This is a genomic window from Janthinobacterium sp. GW460-12-1-14-LB5 (genome assembly GCF_059423585.1).
Map to the genome: position 1 here is coordinate 38,148 of NZ_JBWKYD010000009.1, position 22,703 is coordinate 60,850.

Annotated in this window: 19 protein-coding genes and 1 tRNA gene; 6 read left to right on the forward strand and 14 right to left on the reverse strand. The window is 60.3% G+C overall.

The window, feature by feature from the left end; all coding sequences use genetic code 11:
- Positions 1 to 80 precede the first annotated feature (80 nt).
- The 3 genes from AC07X6_RS11145 (at position 81) to AC07X6_RS11155 (ending at position 2,753) form a co-directional block, all read left to right on the forward strand.
- Positions 81 to 1,622, forward strand: coding sequence for a fumarate hydratase (locus AC07X6_RS11145; RefSeq protein ID WP_086144995.1), 1,542 nt, complete (start codon positions 81 to 83; stop codon positions 1,620 to 1,622).
- Between the two features lie 67 nt (positions 1,623 to 1,689).
- The gene (gene murI, locus AC07X6_RS11150; protein WP_494791004.1) at positions 1,690 to 2,535 is read left to right on the forward strand and encodes a glutamate racemase; all 846 of its coding nucleotides are present in this window, start codon (positions 1,690 to 1,692) and stop codon (positions 2,533 to 2,535) included.
- Positions 2,536 to 2,677: 142 nt separating this feature from the next.
- Positions 2,678 to 2,753: transfer RNA gene (locus tag AC07X6_RS11155), tRNA-His, on the forward strand.
- A 95-nt stretch (positions 2,754 to 2,848) separates the two neighbouring features.
- Here the strand turns inward: AC07X6_RS11155 and AC07X6_RS11160 are convergent.
- A complete protein-coding gene (locus AC07X6_RS11160; protein WP_230538698.1) occupies positions 2,849 to 3,649 on the reverse strand; it encodes a hypothetical protein in 801 nt (266 codons plus the stop codon).
- Positions 3,650 to 3,659: 10 nt separating this feature from the next.
- Positions 3,660 to 4,106 (reverse strand): response regulator, encoded by a 447-nt coding sequence (locus AC07X6_RS11165; protein WP_494791005.1) that lies wholly within the window; start codon positions 4,104 to 4,106, stop codon positions 3,660 to 3,662.
- A gap of 288 nt (positions 4,107 to 4,394) precedes the next feature.
- Between AC07X6_RS11165 and AC07X6_RS11170 the strand changes: the two genes are divergently transcribed.
- The 3 genes from AC07X6_RS11170 to AC07X6_RS11180 all read left to right on the forward strand — a co-directional run bounded on the left by AC07X6_RS11170 (position 4,395) and on the right by AC07X6_RS11180 (position 8,160).
- A complete protein-coding gene (locus AC07X6_RS11170) occupies positions 4,395 to 6,515 on the forward strand; it encodes a TonB-dependent receptor family protein (protein WP_494791006.1) in 2,121 nt (706 codons plus the stop codon).
- A gap of 276 nt (positions 6,516 to 6,791) precedes the next feature.
- Positions 6,792 to 7,451, forward strand: a complete 660-nt coding sequence (locus AC07X6_RS11175) for an FxDxF family PEP-CTERM protein (protein ID WP_230538701.1) — start codon at positions 6,792 to 6,794, stop codon at positions 7,449 to 7,451.
- 259 nt (positions 7,452 to 7,710) lie between these two features.
- Entirely contained in the window at positions 7,711 to 8,160 is a 450-nt protein-coding gene (locus tag AC07X6_RS11180) for a hypothetical protein (protein WP_230538702.1), read from the forward strand.
- Between the two features lie 291 nt (positions 8,161 to 8,451).
- On the opposite strand, the gene AC07X6_RS11185 is transcribed toward AC07X6_RS11180, so the two are convergent.
- From AC07X6_RS11185 to rimP, 12 genes are all read right to left on the reverse strand, one after another.
- On the reverse strand, positions 8,452 to 8,835 hold the full coding sequence (locus AC07X6_RS11185) for a hypothetical protein (RefSeq protein WP_230538703.1): 384 nt from the start codon (positions 8,833 to 8,835) through the stop codon (positions 8,452 to 8,454).
- 156 nt (positions 8,836 to 8,991) lie between these two features.
- Positions 8,992 to 9,564 (reverse strand): hypothetical protein, encoded by a 573-nt coding sequence (locus AC07X6_RS11190; protein WP_230538704.1) that lies wholly within the window; start codon positions 9,562 to 9,564, stop codon positions 8,992 to 8,994.
- Positions 9,565 to 9,730: 166 nt separating this feature from the next.
- Positions 9,731 to 10,078, reverse strand: a complete 348-nt coding sequence (locus AC07X6_RS11195) for an energy transducer TonB (RefSeq protein ID WP_230538705.1) — start codon at positions 10,076 to 10,078, stop codon at positions 9,731 to 9,733.
- 60 nt (positions 10,079 to 10,138) lie between these two features.
- A complete protein-coding gene (locus AC07X6_RS11200) occupies positions 10,139 to 11,881 on the reverse strand; it encodes a methyl-accepting chemotaxis protein (protein WP_494791090.1) in 1,743 nt (580 codons plus the stop codon).
- A gap of 534 nt (positions 11,882 to 12,415) precedes the next feature.
- On the reverse strand, positions 12,416 to 12,877 hold the full coding sequence (locus AC07X6_RS11205) for a hypothetical protein (RefSeq protein ID WP_494791007.1): 462 nt from the start codon (positions 12,875 to 12,877) through the stop codon (positions 12,416 to 12,418).
- Entirely contained in the window at positions 12,877 to 13,872 is a 996-nt protein-coding gene (gene dusA / locus AC07X6_RS11210) for a tRNA dihydrouridine(20/20a) synthase DusA (protein ID WP_494791008.1), read from the reverse strand. Before dusA ends, AC07X6_RS11205 begins: the two co-directional genes overlap by 1 nt.
- 132 nt (positions 13,873 to 14,004) lie before the next feature.
- Positions 14,005 to 15,837, reverse strand: coding sequence for a translational GTPase TypA (typA, locus tag AC07X6_RS11215; RefSeq protein WP_230538709.1), 1,833 nt, complete (start codon positions 15,835 to 15,837; stop codon positions 14,005 to 14,007).
- Positions 15,838 to 16,179: 342 nt separating this feature from the next.
- Entirely contained in the window at positions 16,180 to 17,115 is a 936-nt protein-coding gene (gene truB / locus AC07X6_RS11220) for a tRNA pseudouridine(55) synthase TruB (protein WP_230538710.1), read from the reverse strand.
- Between the two features lie 2 nt (positions 17,116 to 17,117).
- Positions 17,118 to 17,534, reverse strand: a complete 417-nt coding sequence (rbfA, locus tag AC07X6_RS11225; RefSeq protein ID WP_076569135.1) for a 30S ribosome-binding factor RbfA — start codon at positions 17,532 to 17,534, stop codon at positions 17,118 to 17,120.
- 114 nt (positions 17,535 to 17,648) lie between these two features.
- Positions 17,649 to 20,507: a translation initiation factor IF-2 gene (gene infB, locus AC07X6_RS11230; protein ID WP_230538711.1), complete on the reverse strand. Its 2,859-nt coding sequence runs from the start codon at positions 20,505 to 20,507 to the stop codon at positions 17,649 to 17,651.
- A gap of 46 nt (positions 20,508 to 20,553) precedes the next feature.
- Positions 20,554 to 22,119 carry a transcription termination factor NusA gene (gene nusA, locus AC07X6_RS11235; protein ID WP_086144982.1) on the reverse strand — a complete coding sequence of 522 codons (1,566 nt, stop codon included), beginning with the start codon at positions 22,117 to 22,119 and terminating at the stop codon, positions 20,554 to 20,556.
- Positions 22,116 to 22,604 carry a ribosome maturation factor RimP gene (rimP, locus tag AC07X6_RS11240; RefSeq protein ID WP_035828693.1) on the reverse strand — a complete coding sequence of 163 codons (489 nt, stop codon included), beginning with the start codon at positions 22,602 to 22,604 and terminating at the stop codon, positions 22,116 to 22,118. The genes nusA and rimP overlap by 4 nt, the downstream gene beginning before the upstream one ends.
- Positions 22,605 to 22,703 lie beyond the last annotated feature (99 nt).

Consider the following 22,703-nt stretch of genomic DNA (forward strand, 5'->3'; position numbering starts at 1 on the left):
TTTTTCTGGCGCTCCTATACTGATTAGCAAACAGCAAACAGCATCAAAGTCTTACCCTTCTTATCCACCGCGAGAACACCATGACTGTCATAAAGCAAGAAGACCTGATCGAATCCGTCGCCGCAGCGTTGCAGTACATTAGCTACTACCACCCTGCTGATTACATCGAGCACCTGGCGCGCGCCTACGCGGCCGAGCAAAGCCCGGCGGCAAAGGATGCGATCGCGCAAATCCTGACCAACTCGCGCATGTGCGCGGAAGGCAAGCGTCCTATCTGCCAGGACACGGGTATCGTCAACGTCTTCCTGAAAATCGGCATGGGCGTGCGCTTCGAAGGTTTCAGCGGCACCGTCACCGACGCCGTCAACGAAGGCGTGCGCCGCGCGTACAACTTCGACGACAACAAGCTGCGCGCCTCCATCGTGGCCGACCCGCATTTCGACCGCAAGAACACCAAGGACAACACGCCAGCCGTCGTGCACATGGAACTGGTCGAAGGCAATACCGTCGACGTGAAGGTCGCGGCCAAGGGCGGCGGTTCGGAAAACAAATCGAAGATGATCATGATGAACCCGTCCGATTCGCTGGTCGACTGGGTCATGAAAACCGTGCCGACCATGGGCGCCGGCTGGTGCCCGCCAGGCATGCTGGGCATCGGCATCGGCGGCACGGCCGAAAAGGCCATGCTGATGGCAAAAGAGGTGTTGATGGAAGACATCGACATGTTTGAGCTGAAACAACGCGGCCCGCAGAATAAACTGGAAGAATTGCGTATCGAGCTGTGCGACAAGATCAACTCGCTGGGCATCGGCGCACAAGGCCTGGGCGGCCTGACGACCGTGCTCGACGTCAAAATCATGATGCACCCGACGCATGCCGCATCGAAGCCGGTCGCCATGATCCCGAACTGCGCCGCCACGCGCCACGGCCACTTCGTGCTCGACGGCTCCGGTCCTGCCTACATGACGCCGCCATCGCTGTCGTCGTGGCCGGAAGTGCACTGGACGCCGGACACGGAAAAATCCAAGCGCGTCGACCTGAATACCCTGACGAAAGAAGAAGTCGCTTCGTGGACGCCGGGCCAGACCTTGCTGTTGAACGGCAAGATGCTGACGGGCCGCGACGCCGCGCACAAGCGCATCCAGGACATGCTGGCCAAGGGCGAGGAATTGCCGGTCGACTTCAAGAACCGCGTGATTTACTACGTCGGCCCGGTCGACCCGGTGCGCGACGAAGCCGTCGGCCCGGCCGGTCCGACGACGGCCACGCGCATGGACAAGTTCACCGACATGATGCTGGAAAAGACGGGCCTGATCGCCATGATCGGCAAGGCCGAACGTGGCCCGGTCGCCATCGAATCGATCCAGAAGCACCAGTCGGCTTACCTGATGGCCGTGGGCGGCGCCGCCTACCTGGTGTCGAAAGCCATCAAGCACGCCAAGGTGCTGGGCTTTGCCGACATGGGCATGGAAGCGATCTACGAATTCGACGTCGTCGACATGCCGGTGACGGTGGCCGTCGACGCGAAGGGTACGTCGGTGCACAACACGGGGCCGAAAGAGTGGCAGGCGAAGATCGAGCAACTCAATAGCGTCAGCAAGATTCCCGTGACGGTCGCTTAAACAAGCTCTACCATAGACGCCGCGCGGCAACATCAGCGCGGCGTTTTTTTATCTACTCCGGTTCCCCATGACTTCTATTGCAAGCAATGCCCACCCAGACGCGCCCATCGGCATTTTCGACTCCGGCGTGGGCGGCCTGTCCGTGCTGCGCCATATCCGCGCGCAGCTGCCGCAGGAAGATTTGATGTACTTTGCCGATTCCGCCTACGCGCCGTATGGCGACAAGACGGAGCAGCAAGTGGTCGACCGTTCGCTGGCGATCACCGCCTTTCTATTGCAGCAAGGCGCGAAAGCACTGGTGGTGGCGTGCAACACGGCCACCATCGCCGCCATCAAGGCGCTGCGCGCGCGCTACCCCGACCTGCCCATCGTCGGCGTCGAACCGGGCCTGAAACCGGCTGCCAGCATCAGCCGCAACGGCAAGATCGCCGTGCTGGCCACGGAACGCGCCTTGCGCGGCGACAAGTTGCTGGCCCTGCGCGAGCAGGTGAGCGCCGCCACGAGCGCCACGTTCATCTTGCAGCCCTGCATCGGCCTGGCCGACCGCATCGAGCAATGCGAGCTGGGCCACGACCCGCTGGACGCCACCAGCGCCATGCTGGAACGCTATATCGCCCCGATGCTGGAACAGGGCGTCGACACCCTTGTGCTCGGCTGCACGCACTACCCGTTCGTGCAGGACGCCATCGAACGCACGGTGCGCGCGCATACGCAGGAAACGATCACCTTGGTGGACACGGGCGAAGCCGTGGCGCGCCAGCTGGCCCGCCTGCTCGATGCGGCCAGCTTGCGCCGCATCAACAACGATGCGCCGCGGCTGCAGGGCTACACGACGGCCAAGGTCGAATCCCTGGCGCAAGCCTTCGCCGGTTTGCTGGACTTGCAGCCGCCCGTCGCACACCTGTCCGTGTGAACGGTGCGAGCAAAAGCGGCCGTTTTCATGCAATCTTTCGATTCTTTAAAAAAGACTGCATTTAGATTTGCCACTTCGCCGAGTTCTTTGTATAATTCGGCACCTGTTCAGCAAAACAGCTAAACAGGTAAGTAAGACAGTGGTGGCTGTAGCTCAGTTGGTAGAGTCCAGGATTGTGATTCCTGTTGTCGTGGGTTCGAGCCCCATCAGCCACCCCACAGAATTAGCGGCAAATCAAAGGGTTACATGCTTCGGCTTGTAACCCTTTTTTCATTTCCGCCAGCCATAAATAAAAACGGCGCCATCGGCCGCTTCACTCCGCCTTGTGCGGTAGCAATCCCAACAAGAACCGGCGCGCACTGGCGGAATCAGGCGAACGCGACGAAGGATGCTGAATGCGGTAGCACGTCCTGTGGCCCAGCGGGAACTGCCACAATTGCGCATTCGGTATGCCATCCTCAACATAATCGCAGCCCAGCGCCTTGCCCTGCGCATCGCGGGCCAGCGGAAAGAAGTCGCGCCGGTGTCCGGCCGTAGCACTGCCGTTGGCAAAGATGATGATCTCGGGCTGGAAGAAATCGATTTGCACGTCCAACAACAGTTTGGAATAGCGTTTGATCACCTCAAAGTGATCGCACCGAACGGGGCTGCCACGCTTCCACGCCATGCACAACAGGTTGGCGTAGATCAAGCCATCGCTGCCGGAGCGCTGTGCAACGGCGCGCGTAAAATTATGGAAGGCGCGGCCCTGGATATCCGAGCGTGACAATTGCTGCGCAAAATAATCTTGATGCACGGCCATGGACCGCTCGACATAGTACTCGAGCGAACTAAAACGCTCGCCTGCCTGCAGCACATTCCATTGCCGCGTTTCGCAGCCCACGATCATGATGCGCTGCCGGGCGCCAAGCAAGTTGGGCGGCATGCTGGGAAGGAAGAGGCCGGAAAGTTTTTCCGCATCGGTCTGCGGCGCATGACGATCCAGCAAGGCCGTATCAAAATCGGCCAGTACGCCCAGATAGCGGCTGGCCAGGTCGGTGCTTGCTGCTTGCTGCGGGGAATGCATGGTCATTGCGTGCCTGTGTCCGGCTGCCCGGGGATGGATCGCAACCATAGCACAAATGCTACCCCGCCAGCACCGACTGCACCGTCGTCGCCAGGTCTTCCAGTCGCACGGGTTTCACGAGGAAGTGGCGGAAGCCCACGGCCAGCGCGTCGTCCATGTACATGGGCAGGCTGTGGCCGGTGACGGCGATCAGCACAGCGTTGGCCGTCTCGGGATTGTGGTGCAGGCGGCGGCCGATTTCGATGCCGCTGATGCCGGGCATTTCGATGTCGAGGTAGACGGCGTCGGGCACGCACTGCTTGACTTGCTCGACGGCCATCTGCCAGTTGCGCACCACCACCGCATGGTGGCCCAGCGCTTCGAGCAGCATGGCCAGCGATTCGCCCACTTCCTGGTTGTCGTCGACCACCAGCAGATTGAGTTTGCGCGCAGCACTTGCCGGCTGGTCGCCCTGGCGGCGTTCCACGGAGGAACTGCCTGGTGTCGTTTCAGTTGTCTGGCTCATTGTACGTTCACGTCTGACGGCTGCAAAAACGGGAGTATACAAGAAGCGCGCGCAATGCCGCCGCACCCGAGCAATGGTGCCAAGCAACAATCCAGACACCCTGCTGTACCGCGCCAGCAACACTTCCCCACCCGCGCGCGGAGAAAGCCAGCCCTACGCAGTTTGCGCAATTGACGGATAAAATGAGAATCATTATCATTATCATCCCCTTGCGCCGGATGCCTACGCCACGATGTTGTCGCGCCGCCTGAGCGAACGCGCAAACATTGTCATTACGGAGATCCATGCATGGCCGCCACTCTTTCCCCACTGCCGTTTTCCCTGCGCCCATGCGCGCTGGCCATCGCCCTCGCCTGCCTGGGCGCCCCGCTTGCCGCGCTGGCACAGGACGCCAATAGTGCCAGTACAGCCGATAACGCCGGCCCCATCCTGGAATCGATCCAGGTCAGCAGCAATCTGCTGGGCACCAGCATGGCCGCCAGCACGAAGAATTTCGCGGGCGCCCGCACGGTGGTGCAAAGGGACGATATCGAGAACTCGGGCGCGGCCAGCCTCAGCGACGTGATGCGCCGCATTCCCGGCGTGCAGATCAGCGACAACTCGGGCAGCGCCGGCAGCGCCATCTCCCTGAATATCGGCGTGCGGGGCCTGGCCGGGCGCTATTCGCCGCGCAGCACGGTGTTACTGGATGGCATCCCGATGTCGGTGGCGCCGTATGGCCAGCCGCAACTGTCGTTCGCGCCCGTCAGCCTGGCCAATGTCGAGACGGTCGACGTGGTGCGCGGCGGCGGCGCCGTGCGCTTCGGCCCGCAAAACGTGGGCGGCATCATCAACTTCAAGACGCGCCGCGTGCCCACCACGCCAGGCGTGACGGGCGACGCCACCGTGCGCTACAACTCGTACAGCGAAGTGGGCCACAACACCCAGGCCAGCGTGTTTGCCGGCACCCAGCTCGACAGCGGCCTGGGCCTGGCGGTGCTGTACTCGGGCATCCGCGGCAGCGACTGGCGCGTGGGCAGCGACGAGAAGGTCAACGACTTCGCCCTGAAGTTCCGCTACGACCTGAGCCCGACGGCCGAGGTGTACGGCAAGCTGTCCTACTACGACGTGACGTCGCGCACGCCGGGCGGCCTGACCGCCGCGCAATACAAGCAGAACCCGTTCCAGAACACGCGCCCCACCGATTACTGGAGCGGCGAGCGCAAGGCTGTCGACATCGGCTACCTGAACGCCCTGTCCGGCACGCAGGAATTCGAGGTGCGCGCCTATTACAACAAGAGCTCGCGCGAAAGCACCTTGATCAACGCCGGCCGCACGGGCCTGGGCCACCAGCCGCGCAACTATGAAACGACGGCCATCGAGCCCCGCTACACGCAGCGCTTTATTACCGGCAAGGTGTCGCAGGACGTCACCGTCGGCTACCGCTATCTGGCCGAGCGGGCCGACGAGGCCATCTACAACGTGGTCATTGCCAGCGGCGTGCGGCAGGCGCCGACGCGCTTCGCCGACAATGCCACCGATGCGCAGGCCGTGTACATCGACGACAAGATCGCCATCGACGCGTGGCGCATCACGCCGGGCGTGCGCTATGAACACATCAAGACGGAACGCTTCAATCACTTGCCGGTCGACCAGAAGATCGAGTTGCTCAACAACAAGGCCCTGCCCTCGCTGAACGTGGCCTACTTGCTCAACAACAACGTGACCCTGTTCGGCAACTACAACAGCTCGTTTGGCGCCGTGCAAAATACGCAGCTCAATGCGCAGTCGAGCAAGAACCCGCTGCAGCCGGAACTGGCGAAAACAGCCGAGCTGGGCGCACGCTGGAAGAGCGGCCAGCTGTCGGCCGAAGCGACCTTGTTCAACATCAAGTTCGACAACCAGATCCAGTCCGTCGGCAGCGGCGAAAACGTCGTCTTCTACAACGTGGGCGCCACGCACCACCGGGGCCTGGAATCGGCCGTCGACTACCGCTTCGACAAGTCCGGCCCGCTGGCCGGCTTGAACGCCTACGCCACCTACACCTATACCAAGGCGACCTTGCAGGATGGCGCGAACGCGGGCAACGACGTGCCCTTCTATTCGCGTACCACGGATACCGTCGGCGCCCACTACCAGCTGGGCGCCTGGGGTTTCGATTTGTCGAGCAGCCACCAGAGCCGCCAGTTCGCCGACGAGGCCAATACCGTGGCGGAAAACGCGGCCGGCAGCCTGGGCGTCATTCCAGGCTTCCGTACCTGGAACACGCAAGTGAAATGGACAGTGCCGGGCCAGAAGGGTCTGGAGCTGGTCGCCGGCGTCAACAACCTCGCCGACAAGCGCTACTTCACGCGCACCTCGGACGGCAACCTGGGCAAGCTGGTGGGCGCGCCGCGCATGGTCTACCTGCAGGGACGCCTGGCGTTCTAGGCGCACCTATCAAAACCTGCATCGCCATCACGTCGATGCAGGTTTTTTTCGCCTGTCCTGTCACAAAGATGCTTAATGCAAGCCTAAACATGGCCGCCTCACCCTCGAGGCTGACAATATTAGTTCACCATGGAAATTATTTTCAATTTAAACACAGATAATTTCATAATTACAAATTTTTTAGCGAGAAACATCTACTTCCGGTGAGTTTTAGTGATATTCTTTAATATCATTTAAGAAATTAAATTAATCATTAAATAAGATAACAGACCATACATGAACATGCCTGCCACCCTCATCAAGATCGCCGCACTCACTTCCCTGATCACTGCCGGCGCCGCCAACGCCGCGACCGAACTGGTCGTCAACGGCAGCTTCGAAAGCAATGCCATCAACACGCCGTTCGCGCAACTGAGCGCCGTCACAGGCTGGACTTCGTCCGTCAGCGGCAATACGGCGTTTGAAATCCAGAAGGGCGCCACGCAAGGCGGCCAGAGCGGCTTCAATCCCGTCGCCGCCGCCGGCACGCAATACCTGGAACTCAACGCCGCGCGCCTGACCTCCGTGTCGCAAGCCATCGCCACCACGGCTGGCGGCACGTATGCGCTGTCGTTTGCCTATTCGGGCCGCCCCGATACAGCGGGTGGCGCGAACAGCCTGATGAATGTCTACTGGGGTTCGACCCTGCTCACGCCAACGGCCCTGGTCGGCACCACCACCGGCGTGTGGCAAACCTACAGCCAGAACGTGACGGCGCTCGGCTCGTCGAGCCTGCTGCGCTTCGAATCGGTCGGTCCCGTCTCCGCGCCGACCTATGGTTCCTACCTGGATAACGTCTCGGTGACGACGGCCGTGCCGGAACCGGAAAGCTACGCCATGATGCTGCTGGGCCTGGGTTTGCTGGGTTTCATGGCGCGCCGCAAGAACGCTGCCTGAGCCTGAACGAGCGTCGCGAATCAGCCGCCCCGCCACCATGGCCGGGCGGCTTTTTTCATGGGAAAACGGGAGCATAATTTTCAGGAAATGTTGCCAAGAAGAATTAAATTGGCGCTACAATAGGGGGTATCAAGCAATGCCAAGCATCGCTCCGCCAGGGCCCCTACCCCGCCCTGATCATCAGCACGCATTTTTTGAACAGGATGACTGGCGCTGCCGGGCCCGATTGTGCTCCCGGCACGGCCGCCACACACGCACCATGTCCGCAGAAAAAACCATTACTGAAACCAGTTCCTACGGCAAGGAAACGCCCGTGGGACGTCCCGACATCGATGGCCGCGCCGGCATCTTCGTGCCCACGGCGGAATTTGACATCGACAACACCACCACCATCCGCAAGGGCGCGGGCATCGTCGGCTTCGGCAACCTCGATGGCACCCTGACCGTGTATTTCGAAGCGAACCGCTTCGACGAAAGCAATCTGCACAAGTGGGAACACAAGGCGCGCAAGGCGTATGACCGCATGGTCATGGGCGCACCCACGGTGTCGAAGGCGAAGATCGATGCGCGCATGCTGGAGCAAATCGGCATCATCGATGGCATGGGCATCAATCTCAAGCATCCGGAACGCCTGACGCACTGGCTGGCGATCTCGAACGTGCCGGACACGGCGCCGGAAGAGCCGGTGCTGCGCTGGAAAAACCGCTAAGCGGCAGGACAGCGAGGCAGCGACGAGGTGTTGTCCTACATGGCGGCGGACATTCATCCGATGCCCAAAGGCATCAATTCATCCTATGATGAAAGCCTGACCACACCTCACACACTCAGGAGTACGACATGTCCCGCCTCATCCCGATCAGCTTTGGCGCCTTGCAAATAGGTCTGGCAGCGGCGGCGATGTACATCCTGTGCTCGGCGGACGTGCTGCACCAGAGTTCCGTGTATTTCCACTGATGTCATCAGGCGCCGCCGCAGCCCGTCACCGGACAACGCGCGCCGGCTAGCGCCTGCCGTGGTAACGGCCATGCCCGCCCCAGCCGCCGCGGTGTCCACCGTAGCGCCCAAAGCCAAACACGAAATCAAGCCCGATCGATACGGGCGGATTGTAATAATACGGTTGCGGCGCGTAGACGGGTGCCGGCACATATACGGGCTGCTGCACGTACACCGGCTGCTGCTGCACGTAGACGGGTTCATTCGTGTATTCGACGCGCGGCGCGCTCATCACGCGGCCCGACTGCACCGGTTCGGACGAGACCGTATGCCATTCATAGGGATTGTAGGCCGCCTGTGGCGCGCGCGAACCGTAATACGCGGGCCCGGGCGGCGCCACGGCGCAGCCACCGAGGGCGGCCAGCGAGATTACTGCCAACAGGGTTTTCATCGCAATTCTCCTCTTGTACCAATACCGATCTCTAATGAAGTACTATAAGAAATTACGCCGTGCTTTGCTGTGCTTTTACCTATTGTTACACCCCGACGCACGCCGCAACATGAAATGTCGCAATCGCGCCACAAGCGGCGCACGCGGCATGTTTCCTCAGATAAATGGAATCGCACAGGTGTCGATGGCCTTGCCGGCCGCATCGTAGCGCTGCACGCACACCTGGTAGCGCACGCCGTAATCGAGCTCGACCTGCTCGACCTTGCCATACTTCAATTTCCAGCTGGGCTGCACGCGCTGCTTGCCCGCCAGGGCCGGCACGTCCTGCGGTATCGCCATCGCCGTCTGCGTCTCGCCCTGGCGCGCGTCCTGGCGCCGCGCCACGTCGATCGATACGCTCAGCGCCACGTCCACGCCGCCGTCTACAAAGCTCAGCGTGGGTGCGCTGCGCTGCGCCCGCATCACGCCCCAGGCGCAAGGCGTGCCGCCGGCCTCGCATTGCTTCAATTGCGCCAGCGGGAAATATTCAGGGGCAATCTTGCCATCCTTGATGGGCCAGCTGGTGCGCACGCCGTCGCGCTTGCCCGTCAGGGGATTGTCCCAGCTCAAGCTGTTGACGACGGCGACGGTTTGTCCCGCCTGCAAGCCGACAGGCGTGCCCAGCGATGCGCAGGCGGAAAGCAGCAAGCCGGTGGCCGCCAGGGAAGAAAGTGTCAGGATGCGCTGCATGGTAGGCCTCTTGTGGTGGGAGATCCCGAAGGTATGTTTCGAGGGTAACAGAATCGGCGGCGCCGGCGCCGTTGGCTGGCGCACATAACAATACGGGCGGCGCCCTCGCAGGCGCCGCCCGTAGCGGAGAACGCATGCCGGGAGTTACCTCCCAGCAATATATGGATCAGTCCAGCTTCCAGGCGTAATCGACCTTGGTCCAGGTTTGCGCAGCAGCGCCATCCTTGGTGCCCGGCTTGAACTTGCACGCGGACAAGGCCTTGATGGCGGCCTTGTCCAGGTTCTTGAAGCCGCTGCTCTTCTCGATTTTCGAATCGGCAACGCTACCGTCGGCGTTGACCAGGAAGGACATCGAGACGGTGCCCTGCTCTTCGTTCATCAGCGAGGCTTTCGGATAGTCGGCCTTGCAGTTCTTGGCATCGAACGACGCCGGCACCTCGGCCGCGAAGGCGGCGGAAGAAACGGATACCAGCAAGGCTGCTGCAACACTCATCAAACGCTTATTCTCAAACATGTGCTTCCCCATGATTATCAGATACGGTAATTACGATTTCCTGTGCGCTGTTGGCCGCGCTTAAAACTCTTCCCACTCGTCATTGCTGCTCGCCGCTGCCGCCTTGCGCGGCGCCGGGGCGGCCACGGGTGCGGCCGCTTCCACCTTGCGGGTCAGCGATTTGACCGGGCGCAATGCTGGCGCAGGCTTGCGCGCGGCCACTGGCGCCGCGGCGGCCACGGGGGCCGGCACGTACGCCGCCGGCTTCTCTTCGCCTTCGACCAGCTTGAAGATGCTGACCACGTGGGCCAGTTCGGCCGCCTGGTCCTGCAGGCTTTGCGCCGCGGCGGCTGCCTGCTCCACCAGGGCCGCATTTTGCTGCGTCATGCCATCCATTTCGATGATCGACAGGTTGACCTGTTCGATGCCGGCGCTTTGTTCCTGGCTGGCACTGGCGATCTCGCTCATGATGTCGGTGACGCGGCGCACGCTGTCGACCACTTCGCCCATCGTCACGCCGGCCTGGCCCACCAAACGCGTGCCGCGTTCCGTCTTCTCGGCCGAATCGTCGATGAGGATCTTGATTTCTTTCGCGGCGCCAGCGGAGCGCTGGGCCAGGTTGCGCACTTCCGACGCCACCACGGCAAAGCCGCGGCCTTGTTCGCCGGCACGTGCCGCTTCCACGGCCGCGTTCAGCGCCAGAATATTCGTCTGGAAGGCGATGCCGTCGATCACGCCGATGATGTCGACAATTTTCTTCGCCGATTCATTGATCGAGCTCATGGTGTCAACCACTTGCGAGACCACGGAGCCGCCTTTCAGGGCCACGTCCGACGCAGTGGCGGCCAGTTTATTGGCTTCGCGCGCATTGTCCGCATTCTGTTTCACGGTCGAGGTCAGCTCTTCCATGGCCGACGCCGTTTTTTCCAGCGCGCTGGCCTGCATCTCCGTGCGCGACGACAGGTCGATATTGCCGTCGGCAATTTCGCGCGAGGCCGTGCCGATGGTTTCCGTACCGACACGCACCTGGCCGACGATGCCCACCAGGCTGTTGCGCATTTCCTTCATTTCCGCCAGCAGGCTGGAATTATCCGATGGCTGGGTGTGGATGCCGATCGACAGGTCGCCATTGGCGATGCTGCCGGCGATCGATGCCGTGTAGTCAGGCTCGCCGCCCAGCTGTTTCAGCAGGCCGCGGGTAATCACCAGTGCCGCGGCCACGCCCATCGCCACGGCCAGCACGCCGAGGATGATCATGAACAGGCGCGCACTGTCGAAGGCCTTGCGGGCATCCGATTGCATCTGCTCATTGAGCTTGTCTTCCAGCACGGCCAGTTGCTCCAGCGCTTCCATCCATTTTTTCTGTACCGGGCGGATTTCCTTGATCATCACGCGCGTGGCGCCTTCCGCATCGTTGGCCATCCACAGTGCCGACGCCTTGGCGATGGCTGGCATGGCGGCCGCCTCGTATTCCTTGATCGAGGCCAGCAAGGCTTTTTCTTCAGAGGTCGACTCGATGGCGAATTTCTCTTCGAGCTTCTTCTGCGTTTCCTGATAGGTGCTGGTCTGCGTCTTGATACGTGCCATTTCCGGCTCCATATCGCCCGCGTCCGTCATCAGGGTGAGGATGCGCAGCGAGGTGATGCGGTCGCTGACGTTGCCACGCATATCGATCACCAGGCGGGTGACGACGTTGTTGACATTGATCACGTGATCGAGACGTTCCTGGATTTGCGCCATCCGCGCGATGCCGAGGACGGTCACGGCCACCAGCAGAACCAGTACCAGGGCGAAACCCAGGCCCAGGCGGGTACCAACCTTCATTTTTGCTAAATTCATTTCGGCTCTTCGTAAATGAAACTATTGATAAGGATTTTTGCCCGGCACGACAAGACGAAGGCTGCGTAACACCGGCATCCGCCCTTACCCATTGGTATGCTGGCGGTATCCGGCCGCACGCAGCCTGGGGTACTTCCTGATCTACAACAGCCCTGAAAACGCCAGTGACTGCGAATGCAAACTTGTTCCACACCCTGAATTTTTGACACTGATGATGCGAGATCAACATCAAACATTCATATGAGAAATATTTGTCTATAATCAATTATAGGTGTAAATTTTGCCTCAAAGCAAGCAATAAGTACCTGAATAAATGGCAGATTAACTTTCTTCGGGGAAATGGCAACAACGCCGATTCTTGCCCCATAGAAACGCCCCACGACAGTGCGGGCGTGCGCCGAAACAGCGCATTTACAACACATGGCATAGCCATATTGCATCGTTTTGGGAGGGGTGCTCAGAGGAGGGGGAAGTACGGACAATACCACTGCGCAGGGGCAGCGGCATAGACAAGTTGGATCAGCTGTCCCAGCTGCAATGCATCACATAGGCGTGGCACTCTGTGCCGAAGACAAAGACGCTCCAGATGGCGCCCAATTGGCCGGCCAGGCTGCGCTGGCCAGACAATACCAGTTGATACCAGTGGGGCTCGCCGCGCAGCAGTTCGGCCAGTTCGCGCTCGAAACCATCATATACACGCGCATCGAGCGGCTGGCGGTCCGCCTCGCTCATGGGACGAATACGCTCCAGCAGCCACTGGCGCGGCGTGCAGGCGATGCCGCTGCATGCCACGCTCTCGAGCGGCTGCAAGGACAAGCCCTCCGGCGCAATCCGCAGCACGCGGCACAGCGCATCGAAAGATGCCTGCGGCGCGACGGGCCCCAGGTATTCGCAAAGAAACAGGCTGCCGTCATCCTTCAGGGCGCTGACGGCCAGCAAGTAGCCTTCGATCACGCGCGCAAGGCCGTGGCAGTCGTCCATTACGCGGGCAGCGACAGGCGCGCCGCCGCTTCCAGCAGCAAACGGGGGTCGCCCGACGCCAGCTTCTTCGAATCGGACAAAGTCTGGCGGAAGCCGCGCGCGCCGGGCAGGTTTTGCATCAGGCCCAGCATGTGGCGCGTCACGCTGTTCAGTTTTAATCTCCCCGCTTCCTTCTCCAGCTGCGCGCTGATATACGGAATCATCGCCTCGAGCACTTGCTCGCGCGTTTTCACGGGTGCGTCGTCGCCGTAATAGCGCTGGTCGAACTGCGCCATCACATACGGGTTGTGGTAGGCCTCGCGGCCCAGCATCACGCCGTCCAGGTGCTGCAAATGCAGGTCGATCTCATCGAGTGTCTTGATGCCGCCGTTGATAATGAACTCGAATTGCGGAAAATCACGCTTCAAACGGTAGGCATAGTCATACTTGAGGGGCGGCACTTCGCGGTTTTCCTTCGGACTCAAGCCTTTCAGGATGGCGTTACGCGCATGCACAATAAATGTCTTGCAGCCGGCATCGGCCACGGTGCCGACGAAATCGCGCACGAAGTCGTACGATTCGCTGTCATCGATGCCGATGCGGTGTTTCACCGTGACGTCGATGTCGACCACGTCGCGCATGGCTTTCACGCAGTCGGCCACCAGCTGCGGCTCGGCCATCAGGCAGGCGCCAAACGCGCCTTTTTGCACGCGCTCGGACGGGCAGCCGCAGTTCAGGTTGACTTCGTCATAGCCCCACTGCTGGCCCAGCTTCGCGCTGGTGGCCAGGTCCATCGGATCGCTGCCGCCCAGCTGCAGGGCGACGGGATGCTCTTCCTCGTTGAAGCGCAGATGGCGCTCCACGTCGCCGTACACGAGCGCGCCCGTCGTCACCATCTCGGTGTAGAGCCAGGTGTGACGCGTGATTTCGCGGTGGAACTTGCGGCAATGGCGGTCGGTCCAGTCCATCATGGGGGCAACGGACAGGCGGCGGGAAGGCAGGGAGGACGTAGTCATAGGATCAATAAAAACAGGTCAATACACAACAGCTTCTACAAACAACAAACCCGCTGCGCGCATCACCGGTTAAAGTCATGCGGCGCAGCGGGCCGAAAGCGGCATGGACGTCAATCCATGCTCACGCGGGTATTACGCGTCGCGCGACGCTTTTTTACGCTCGTGCTCTTTCAGGAAGCGCTTGCGCAGACGGATCGATTTCGGGGTGATTTCCACCAGTTCGTCGTCCTCGATGAATTCGACTGCGTATTCCAGCGACATCTGGATAGGCGGCACCAGGCGCACTGCTTCGTCGGTACCCGACGAACGCACGTTGGTCAGCTGCTTGCCCTTGATCGGGTTGACGACCAGGTCGTTGTCGCGCGAGTGGATGCCGATGACCATGCCTTCGTAGACCGGGTCATTGTGCGACACGAACATGCGGCCGCGGTCTTGCAGTTTCCAGATCGCGTAGGCGACAGCGGCGCCGTCGTCTTGCGAGATCAGCACGCCGTTGCGACGGCCAGCCATTTCGCCACGGGTGTTGTCGACTGGCGCGTATTCGTGGAATACGTGGCTCATCAAGCCGGTGCCGCGGGTCAGGGTCATGAATTCGCCCTGGAAGCCGATCAGGCCACGTGCCGGGATCAGGTACTCGAGACGCACGCGGCCCTTGCCATCCGATTCCATGTTTTGCAGGTCGCCGCGACGACGGCCCAGTTCTTCCATGACGCCGCCCTGGTTGGCTTCTTCCACGTCGACCGACAGGTTTTCAAACGGCTCGTGGCGCACGCCATCGACCATTTTGAAGACCACGCGTGGACGCGATACGGCCAGCTCGAAGCCTTCGCGACGCATGTTTTCGATCAGAATCGTCAGGTGCAGCTCGCCGCGGCCCGATACTTCGAAGATCGTGTCGTCGTCGGTCGGCGCTACGCGCAGAGCAACGTTGGCTTTCAATTCTTTTTCCAGACGGTCACGCAGTTGGCGCGAGGTAACGAACTTGCCTTCGCGGCCAGCCAGTGGCGAGTTGTTGACCATGAAGTTCATGGTCAGGGTCGGCTCGTCGACGGTCAGCATCGGCAGCGCTTCAGGCGTGTCCACTGCGCACAGGGTCGAACCGATGCCGATTTCATCGATACCGTTGATCAGGCAGATGTCGCCGGCGACGGCTTCGTCCACCAGCACGCGCTCCAGGCCCTTGAAGTTCAGCACTTGGTTGATGCGGCCTTTGATTGGCGTGGCGCCTGGGCCATTGATGACCAGCACGTCTTGACCAACTTTAACGGTACCGCGGTTGACGCGGCCAATGCCGATCTTGCCGACGTACGACGAGTAGTCCAGCGAGGTGATCTGCATTTGCAGCGGGCCTTCCGGATTGTCGTCACGCACTGGAACGTGTTCCAGGATGGCGTCGAACATCGGCTTCATGTCGCCGCCGCGCACGTCTTCGGTCAGGCCGGCATAGCCGTTCAGGCCCGAAGCGTAAACGATAGGGAAATCCAGTTGCTCGTCGGTAGCGCCCAGCTTGTCGAACAGTTCGAACGTCTGGTTGATGGCCCAGTCCGGACGTGCGCCTGGACGGTCGATCTTGTTGACGATCACGATAGGCTTCAGACCCAGTGCCAGCGCCTTGCGCGTGACGAAACGGGTTTGCGGCATCGGGCCTTCCTGTGCATCGATCAGCAGCAGAACCGAGTCCACCATCGACAGAACACGTTCCACTTCGCCGCCGAAGTCGGCGTGGCCTGGGGTGTCGACGATGTTGATGTGGGTGCCTTCGTACTCAACGGCGCAGTTCTTCGACAGAATCGTAATGCCGCGCTCCTTTTCCAGGTCGTTCGAGTCCATGACTCGGGTGTCGACCGCTTGGTTTTCACGGAAGGTGCCGGACTGGCGCAGCAGCTGATCCACCAGCGTGGTTTTGCCGTGGTCAACGTGGGCGATAATGGCGATATTACGAATTGCGCGTTTTGTATTTGACATGGTCGTAGTAGTTACTGAAAAACTGCGGAGTGCGTACAAGATGTACGAGATACCCGAATGCTAATCTATTTCCGGAACCGCGTAGTATAGCATGTTGCGTTGCAACGCTATCTAAAAATGCTGGCGGCTCCCGCAGTCGGGGACGGATTGTTTAAAAATACGACACCGGGTTAGCAGTGTCGCTGATCAATATGACTTGACCATGACTTACCTATGACTTAACGACACCTGACAAAACCGTAGCGAGCGGAAGGGAGTTGTGGCTAAGAAGCGCAGCTGTGCGCATGCACAGTGAGCATCGCAGGCCGCAAATCACGACGCGCAGTAGGTTTGGTCAGGTGGTCACTGATGCGCTGTGGCGATCAGCCGTTCGGGCGCCAGGATGCTGTATTCCTGCAACTGGCCCGTGCCCAGCAATTTGGCGTCGTGATACACGCGCACCCTGCCCGGTTCGGCTGGCACGGCGACATCTTCCTTGCCCAGCGCGATGCGCTGGCCATGCAGGAAACGCTTGGCCAATTCTTCCGTCAACTGGACGGCGGGGAAACTCGACAATAATGCATCGACGGGCGCCAGCAGACTCAGCGGCGCGGCATGCGCCGTCAGCTCATCGAGGGTGACGACGCCGTCCAAAGTCAGGTTGCCGACCTGCGTGCGGCGCAAGGCGTTCAGATGGCCGCCGCAACCGAGCGCGTGGCCGATGTCCTCGCCCAGCACGCGGATATACGTGCCTTTGCTGCACATCACGGACAATTTCAGGAACGGGGCTTCATAGCCGAGGAACTCGAGCTTGTGGATGGTCACCGGACGCGCTTCGCGCTCCAGCGTGATGCCTGCCCTTGCATACTCATATAAGGGCTTGCCGTCCCTTTTCAAGGCCGAGTACATGGGCGGCGTCTGCAGGATCGGCCCACGGAACTGCGCCAGCACGGCTTCGATCTGCTCTTCGGTGACGTTGACTTCACGCGTTTCCAGCACTTCGCCTTCCGTGTCGCCCGTATCCGTCGTCTGCCCCAGGTGCACCAGGGTTTCGTAGGTTTTATCGGCTTCCAGCAAGTCCTGCGAGAACTTCGTCGCCTCGCCAAAGCACAACGGCAGCAAGCCCGTGGCGAACGGATCCAGCGTGCCCGTATGGCCCGCCTTTTTCGCGTTCAAGACACGCTTGGCCTTGATCAGGGCGTCGTTGCTGGACCAGCCCACGGGCTTATCGAGCAGCAAGACGCCGTCGACCAGGTCGCGCACCCGCTTGATGCCGGGCGGTTTCTTCGGTCCGGCCACTGTTATTGCTCGTCCGCTTCTGGTTTGACATCCGGCTCGGCATCGGCCGCGCGCGTGGCGTTGGCCTTGTCGATCAGCAAGGACATTTCCATGCCGCGCGAAGTCGAGCTGTCGTGCACGAAATGCAGCATCGGCAGGGTGTGGATGTGCAGGCGCTTGCCCAGCAGGCCACGGATGAAGCCGGCTGCGGCCATCAGGCCCTCGGTGGTGTTCTTGATGGCTTCCTTGCTGTCTTTCAACATCGTGAAAAACACCTTGGCGTGCGCGTAATCGGGCGTGATCTGTACTTCGGTGATGGTGATCATCGTGCCCACGCGCGGGTCTTTCAATTCGTAGGCGATGATTTCAGCCAGATCGCGCTGGATCTGGTCCGCCACGCGCAAGCCGCGCGCCGGCATGGTTTTGCTATGTTTAGCCATGATTTTATGCTGTCCTAAGTGCCGCAGGGCGCATGGGTCAAACGGTTGCCCGTTGACCAATGCGCCCCACGTGTTTGCGCGGACAACGATATGTCCGCGCCATTACTGCTGTGATTACAGGGTACGAGCGATTTCCTGGACTTCGAACACTTCCAGGGTGTCGCCAACCTGAATGTCGTTGTAGTTCTTCAGCGACAGGCCGCACTCCAGACCGGCGCGAACTTCTTTCGCATCGTCCTTGAAGCGTTTCAGGGAGTCGATCTCGCCGCTCCACACCACGATGTTGTTGCGCAACAGGCGGACGGAAGAAGCACGCTTGACCACGCCATCGGTGACCAGGCAACCGGCAATCGCGCCCACTTTCGAGACCAGGATAACCTGGCGGATCTCGACCTGGCCGATGACGGTTTCGCGTTTCTCTGGTGCCAACATGCCCGACAACGCCGATTTGATCTCGTCGATCGCATCGTAAATGATGTTGTAGTAGCGAATGTCCACGCCATTCGACTCGGCCAGCTTGCGTGCCTGGGCATCAGCACGGGCGTTGAAGCCGATGATGACCGCTTTCGAGGCAACTGCCAGGTTGACGTCCGATTCCGTGATGCCGCCGACGGCTGCGTGTACCACTTGTACACGCACTTCGGAGGTCGACAGTTTCTGCAGCGAACCAACCAGCGCTTCCTGCGAACCTTGCACGTCGGTTTTGATGATCAACGGCAAGTTTTTCACTTCGCCTTCGGCCATCTGGTCGAACATGTTTTCCAGTTTCGCAGCTTGCTGTTTCGCCAGTTTCACGTCGCGGAACTTACCTTGACGGAACAGACCGATTTCACGCGCCTTGCGCTCGTCAGCCATGACGACGACTTCTTCACCGGCGACCGGCACTTCCGTCAGACCCTGGATTTCGACCGGAATCGAAGGACCCGCTTCGGCGATCGGCTTGCCGTTCTCGTCCAGCATGGCGCGAACACGGCCATACGAAGAGCCAGCCAGGATCACGTCGCCGCGGCGCAAGGTACCCGACTGCACCAGGATCGTCGCGACAGGACCACGGCCCTTGTCCAGACGCGCCTCGACTACCAGGCCGCGCGCTGGCGCATCGACCGGTGCCGTCAGTTCCAGCACTTCGGCTTGCAACAGCACTTGTTCCAGCAGGTCATCGATACCCTGGCCCGTTTTGGCCGATACCGGCACGAATGGCGATTCGCCACCGTATTCTTCCGGCACGACTTGTTCGGCAACCAGTTCCTGCGTCACGCGGTCCACGTTGCCGCCCGGTTTGTCGACCTTGTTGATCGCCACCACCAGCGGTACGCCGGCTGCTTTCGCATGGGCAATCGCTTCTTTCGTTTGCGGCATCACGCCATCGTCGGCGGCAACCACCAGAATCACGATGTCGGTTGCCTTGGCGCCACGGGCACGCATGGCGGTAAACGCTTCGTGGCCCGGGGTGTCGAGGAAGGTGATCATGCCGCGTGGCGTATCGACGTGGTAAGCGCCGATATGCTGCGTAATGCCGCCCGCTTCGCCGGAAGCAACCTTGGCGCGGCGGATGTAATCGAGCAGCGAGGTCTTGCCGTGGTCGACGTGACCCATGACGGTGACCACCGGTGCGCGTGGCTTGGTTTCGAAGTGCGCGTGTTCGCCCACGTCGGCCAGCAGCGCTTCCGGATCGTCCAGTTCGGCGGCGAACGCCTTGTGGCCCATTTCTTCCACCAGAATCATGGCGGTTTCCTGGTCCAGCACTTGGTTGATCGTGCACATCTGGCCCAATTTCATCAAATGCTTGATGACTTCGGATGCCTTGACGGACATTTTGTGCGCCAGTTCGGCCACGGTGATCGTTTCCGGTACGTGCACGTCCTTGACGACGGCTTCCGTCGGTGCCTGGAAGTTCGATTCACGGTCGTCATGGTGCGTCGGGCGACGGCCCTTCGCGCCACCGCGCCAGCTATCACGGCCGCCTGGGCCGCTATTGCCGCGTGGCTTGGGACCACCGGTGGTGCCGCGTTTTTTCGCGTCATCGGACCAGGTGGACGACACATTCGCCGACTTGATGGATTTCTTGTCTGCAACAGCAGGCTTCTTGTCGCCCGGCTTGTCGCCAGGTTTCTTGTCAGCAGGCTTGTGCAGGGTGCCTTCCGGCGCCTTCGGTTTCACTGGAACCGGTACGGGTTCCGGTGCCTTGATGGCGCGGCGTGGCGCGTTCATCATGGCCTTGATCTGGGCGACTTCGTCGGCAACGGCCTTGCGTGCACGCTCGGTGGCTTCCGCTTTATCGGCGGCTTCCTTGGCGGCAACAGCAGCGGCAGCGGCTTTCTTCTTCGCTTCTTCAGCGGCAGCAGCTTTTTTCGCTTCGGCGGCGGCGTCGTCAACGACAGGCGCAGCGGCGCTGGCGACAGGCGCGGCGGCAGCCTTGGCGGCCGCTTTCTTCGCTTCCGCTTCAGCTTCTTTCTTAGCAGCAAGTTCAGCCTGTTGCGTGGCTTTCGCCTGGGCTTCTTTTTCCGCGTCCAGCTTGGCCAGACGTTCCTGCTTTTCGCGCAGATCGGCTTCCTGGCGGGCGATCAGTTCAGCCTGTTTACGGGCTTCTTCTTCACGGCGCGCCACGTCGGCGGGATCGATCACCGGTGCGGCAGGCGCGGCCGGTTCTGCCGCGACCGGCGCAGCTTCGTCACGCTGGACGAACGTGCGTTTCTTGCGCACTTCCACCTGGATGGTGCGCGACTTGCCGGTGGCGTCAGCTTGCTTGATTTCAGTCGTTTCCTTGCGGGTCACGGTGATTTTTTTCTTTTCTGTGTCAGCCGCTGCGCCGTGTGTGCGGCGCAGATGATCCAAAAGCTTGTCCTTATCATCTTTCGACAATGGATCTGACGTCGAACTTTTCTCGACGCCGGCAGAACGCAGCTGCGTCAGCAGCAAATCTGCAGGCATCTTCAGTTCGGTGGCAAATTGGGCTACGTTGTTACTCGCCATTCAGTCCTCTTTTCTATGTGTCGCGGAGATGATAAAGATACTCAAATTAAGCCTTTGCGGATTCGGCCAGACTCCATGCCTTGGCTTGCAACGCCTTGGCACGATCGTCGTATTTCGAGTCAACCAACTTCATCTCATCGTCGGTCACATCTTTAAATTCACTTGTAATCAGTTCACGCGCACGGTCCGCAGACAAGGCCAGGATTGCGCCAAATTCGTCGTATGCCAGTGCTGCAAATGCTTCAACGGTCTTGATACCAGCCAGACCCAGCTTGCCGGCGGTAATGCGGTCCATGCCTTCCAGACCCACCAACGCCTCGTCCATGCCTTCCAGACCCTCTTCCGAAGCAATCGCTTCGGTCACGAGCGCATCACGCGCACGGGTACGGAGTTCATTGACGGTATCTTCGTCAAACGATTCGATTTCCAGCATTTCGGAAATTGGCACGTAAGCGATTTCTTCCAGACTGGCGAAACCTTCTTCCACCAGAATATCGGCCACTTCCTGGTCGACATCGAGCTTTTCCATGAACAGGATGCGCACGGCAGCCGTTTCCTGGGCAGCTTTGTCGGCCGATTCTTCGGCCGTCATGATGTTGATCTTCCAGCCGGTCAGGTCCGAGGCCAGGCGCACGTTCTGGCCGGAACGGCCGATCGCGATTGCCAGGTTTTCTTCATCGACGACGACATCCATCGCGTGTTTCTCTTCGTCAACCATGATCGACGACACGTTCGCCGGCGCCAGGGCGCCGATGACGAACTGCGCCGGATCTTCCGACCACAGCACGATGTCGACGCGTTCGCCACCGAGCTCACCGGTCACGGCCTGCACGCGCGAACCGCGCATGCCGACGCAAGTACCGATCGGGTCGATGCGCTTGTCGGCCGTGTAGACGGCGATCTTGGCGCGGACGCCGGCATCGCGGGCTGCGGATTTGATTTCCAGCATGCCTTGTTCAATTTCCGGCACTTCCAGCTCGAACAGCTTCATAATGAATTCTGGCGCGGTGCGCGACAGGATCACTTGCGGGCCGCGCATATTGCGGTCGATGCGCAAGATATATGCACGCACACGGTCGCCGATACGCAGATTCTCTTTCGGGATCATCTGGTCGCGTGGCAAACGTGCTTCGATCTTGCCCGATTCGACGATGGCGTCGCCGCGTTCCATGCGCTTGATGGTGCCGGTGACGAGCGAATCGCCGCGTTCCAGGAAGTCGACCAGGATCTGTTCGCGTTCGGCATCACGCACGCGCTGCAGGACCACCTGTTTGGTATCCTGGGCGAAACGGCGGCCGAATTCGACGGATTCGATCGGTTCTTCGATATGGTCATCGACTTCGATATCGGGAATCTGTTCTTTTGCCTCGAAATGCAGGATCTCCTGATCCGGCAATTGCAGGCCCGCTTCATCGGGCACCACGTGCCAGCGGCGGAACGATTCGAATTCGCCCGTTTCGCGGTCGATCGAAACGCGGATGTCTACTTCACCCTCATACCGTTTCTTCGTGGCTTGCGCCAACGCGAATTCGAGGGCGCCGAAGACGACATCTTTATCGACGTTTTTTTCGCGCGCCAGCGCGTCAACCAATAATAAAACTTCGCGGCTCATGCTTTGCGTCCCTTAAAAACCACCTGCGGCACCAAGCGTGCCTTATCCACATCCGCGAGCGTAAACTCCAACATCGCCGGACCATCCTTACCTTCAAATTCCAACGACAATTTATCGCCCACGGGTTCTTGCAAGATCCCCTGGAACGATTTCCGGTTGTTCGTACCCGGCATCGCCACCATCAGCTTGACGATGATTTCCTGGCCTGCGAAACGGACGAAGTCTTCCAGCTTGCGCACCGGACGATCCAGACCCGGGGAAGAAATCTCGAGACGCTCGTAAGGAACGTTCTCTACCGTCAACACATGCGATAACTGGTGACTCACCGTGGCACAGTCTTCGACCGTGATCGGACCTTTTTCAGCGGCATCGGCGGCGCTGAAATCAATAAAGACGCGCAGCAGTCCGCGCTCGGCACGTTCGACATCAACGAGCTCATAGCCCAGACCTGTAACTGTCTTTTCAATCAATCCCAACTGCTGCAAGAAATTCTCCAGAAATAAGGCCCGTTTTCGGCATGACAGCGCCGCATTGGGCGCCGAAAACATGCAAAAACACGCATTCAAGTCATATATGGCCCCTTG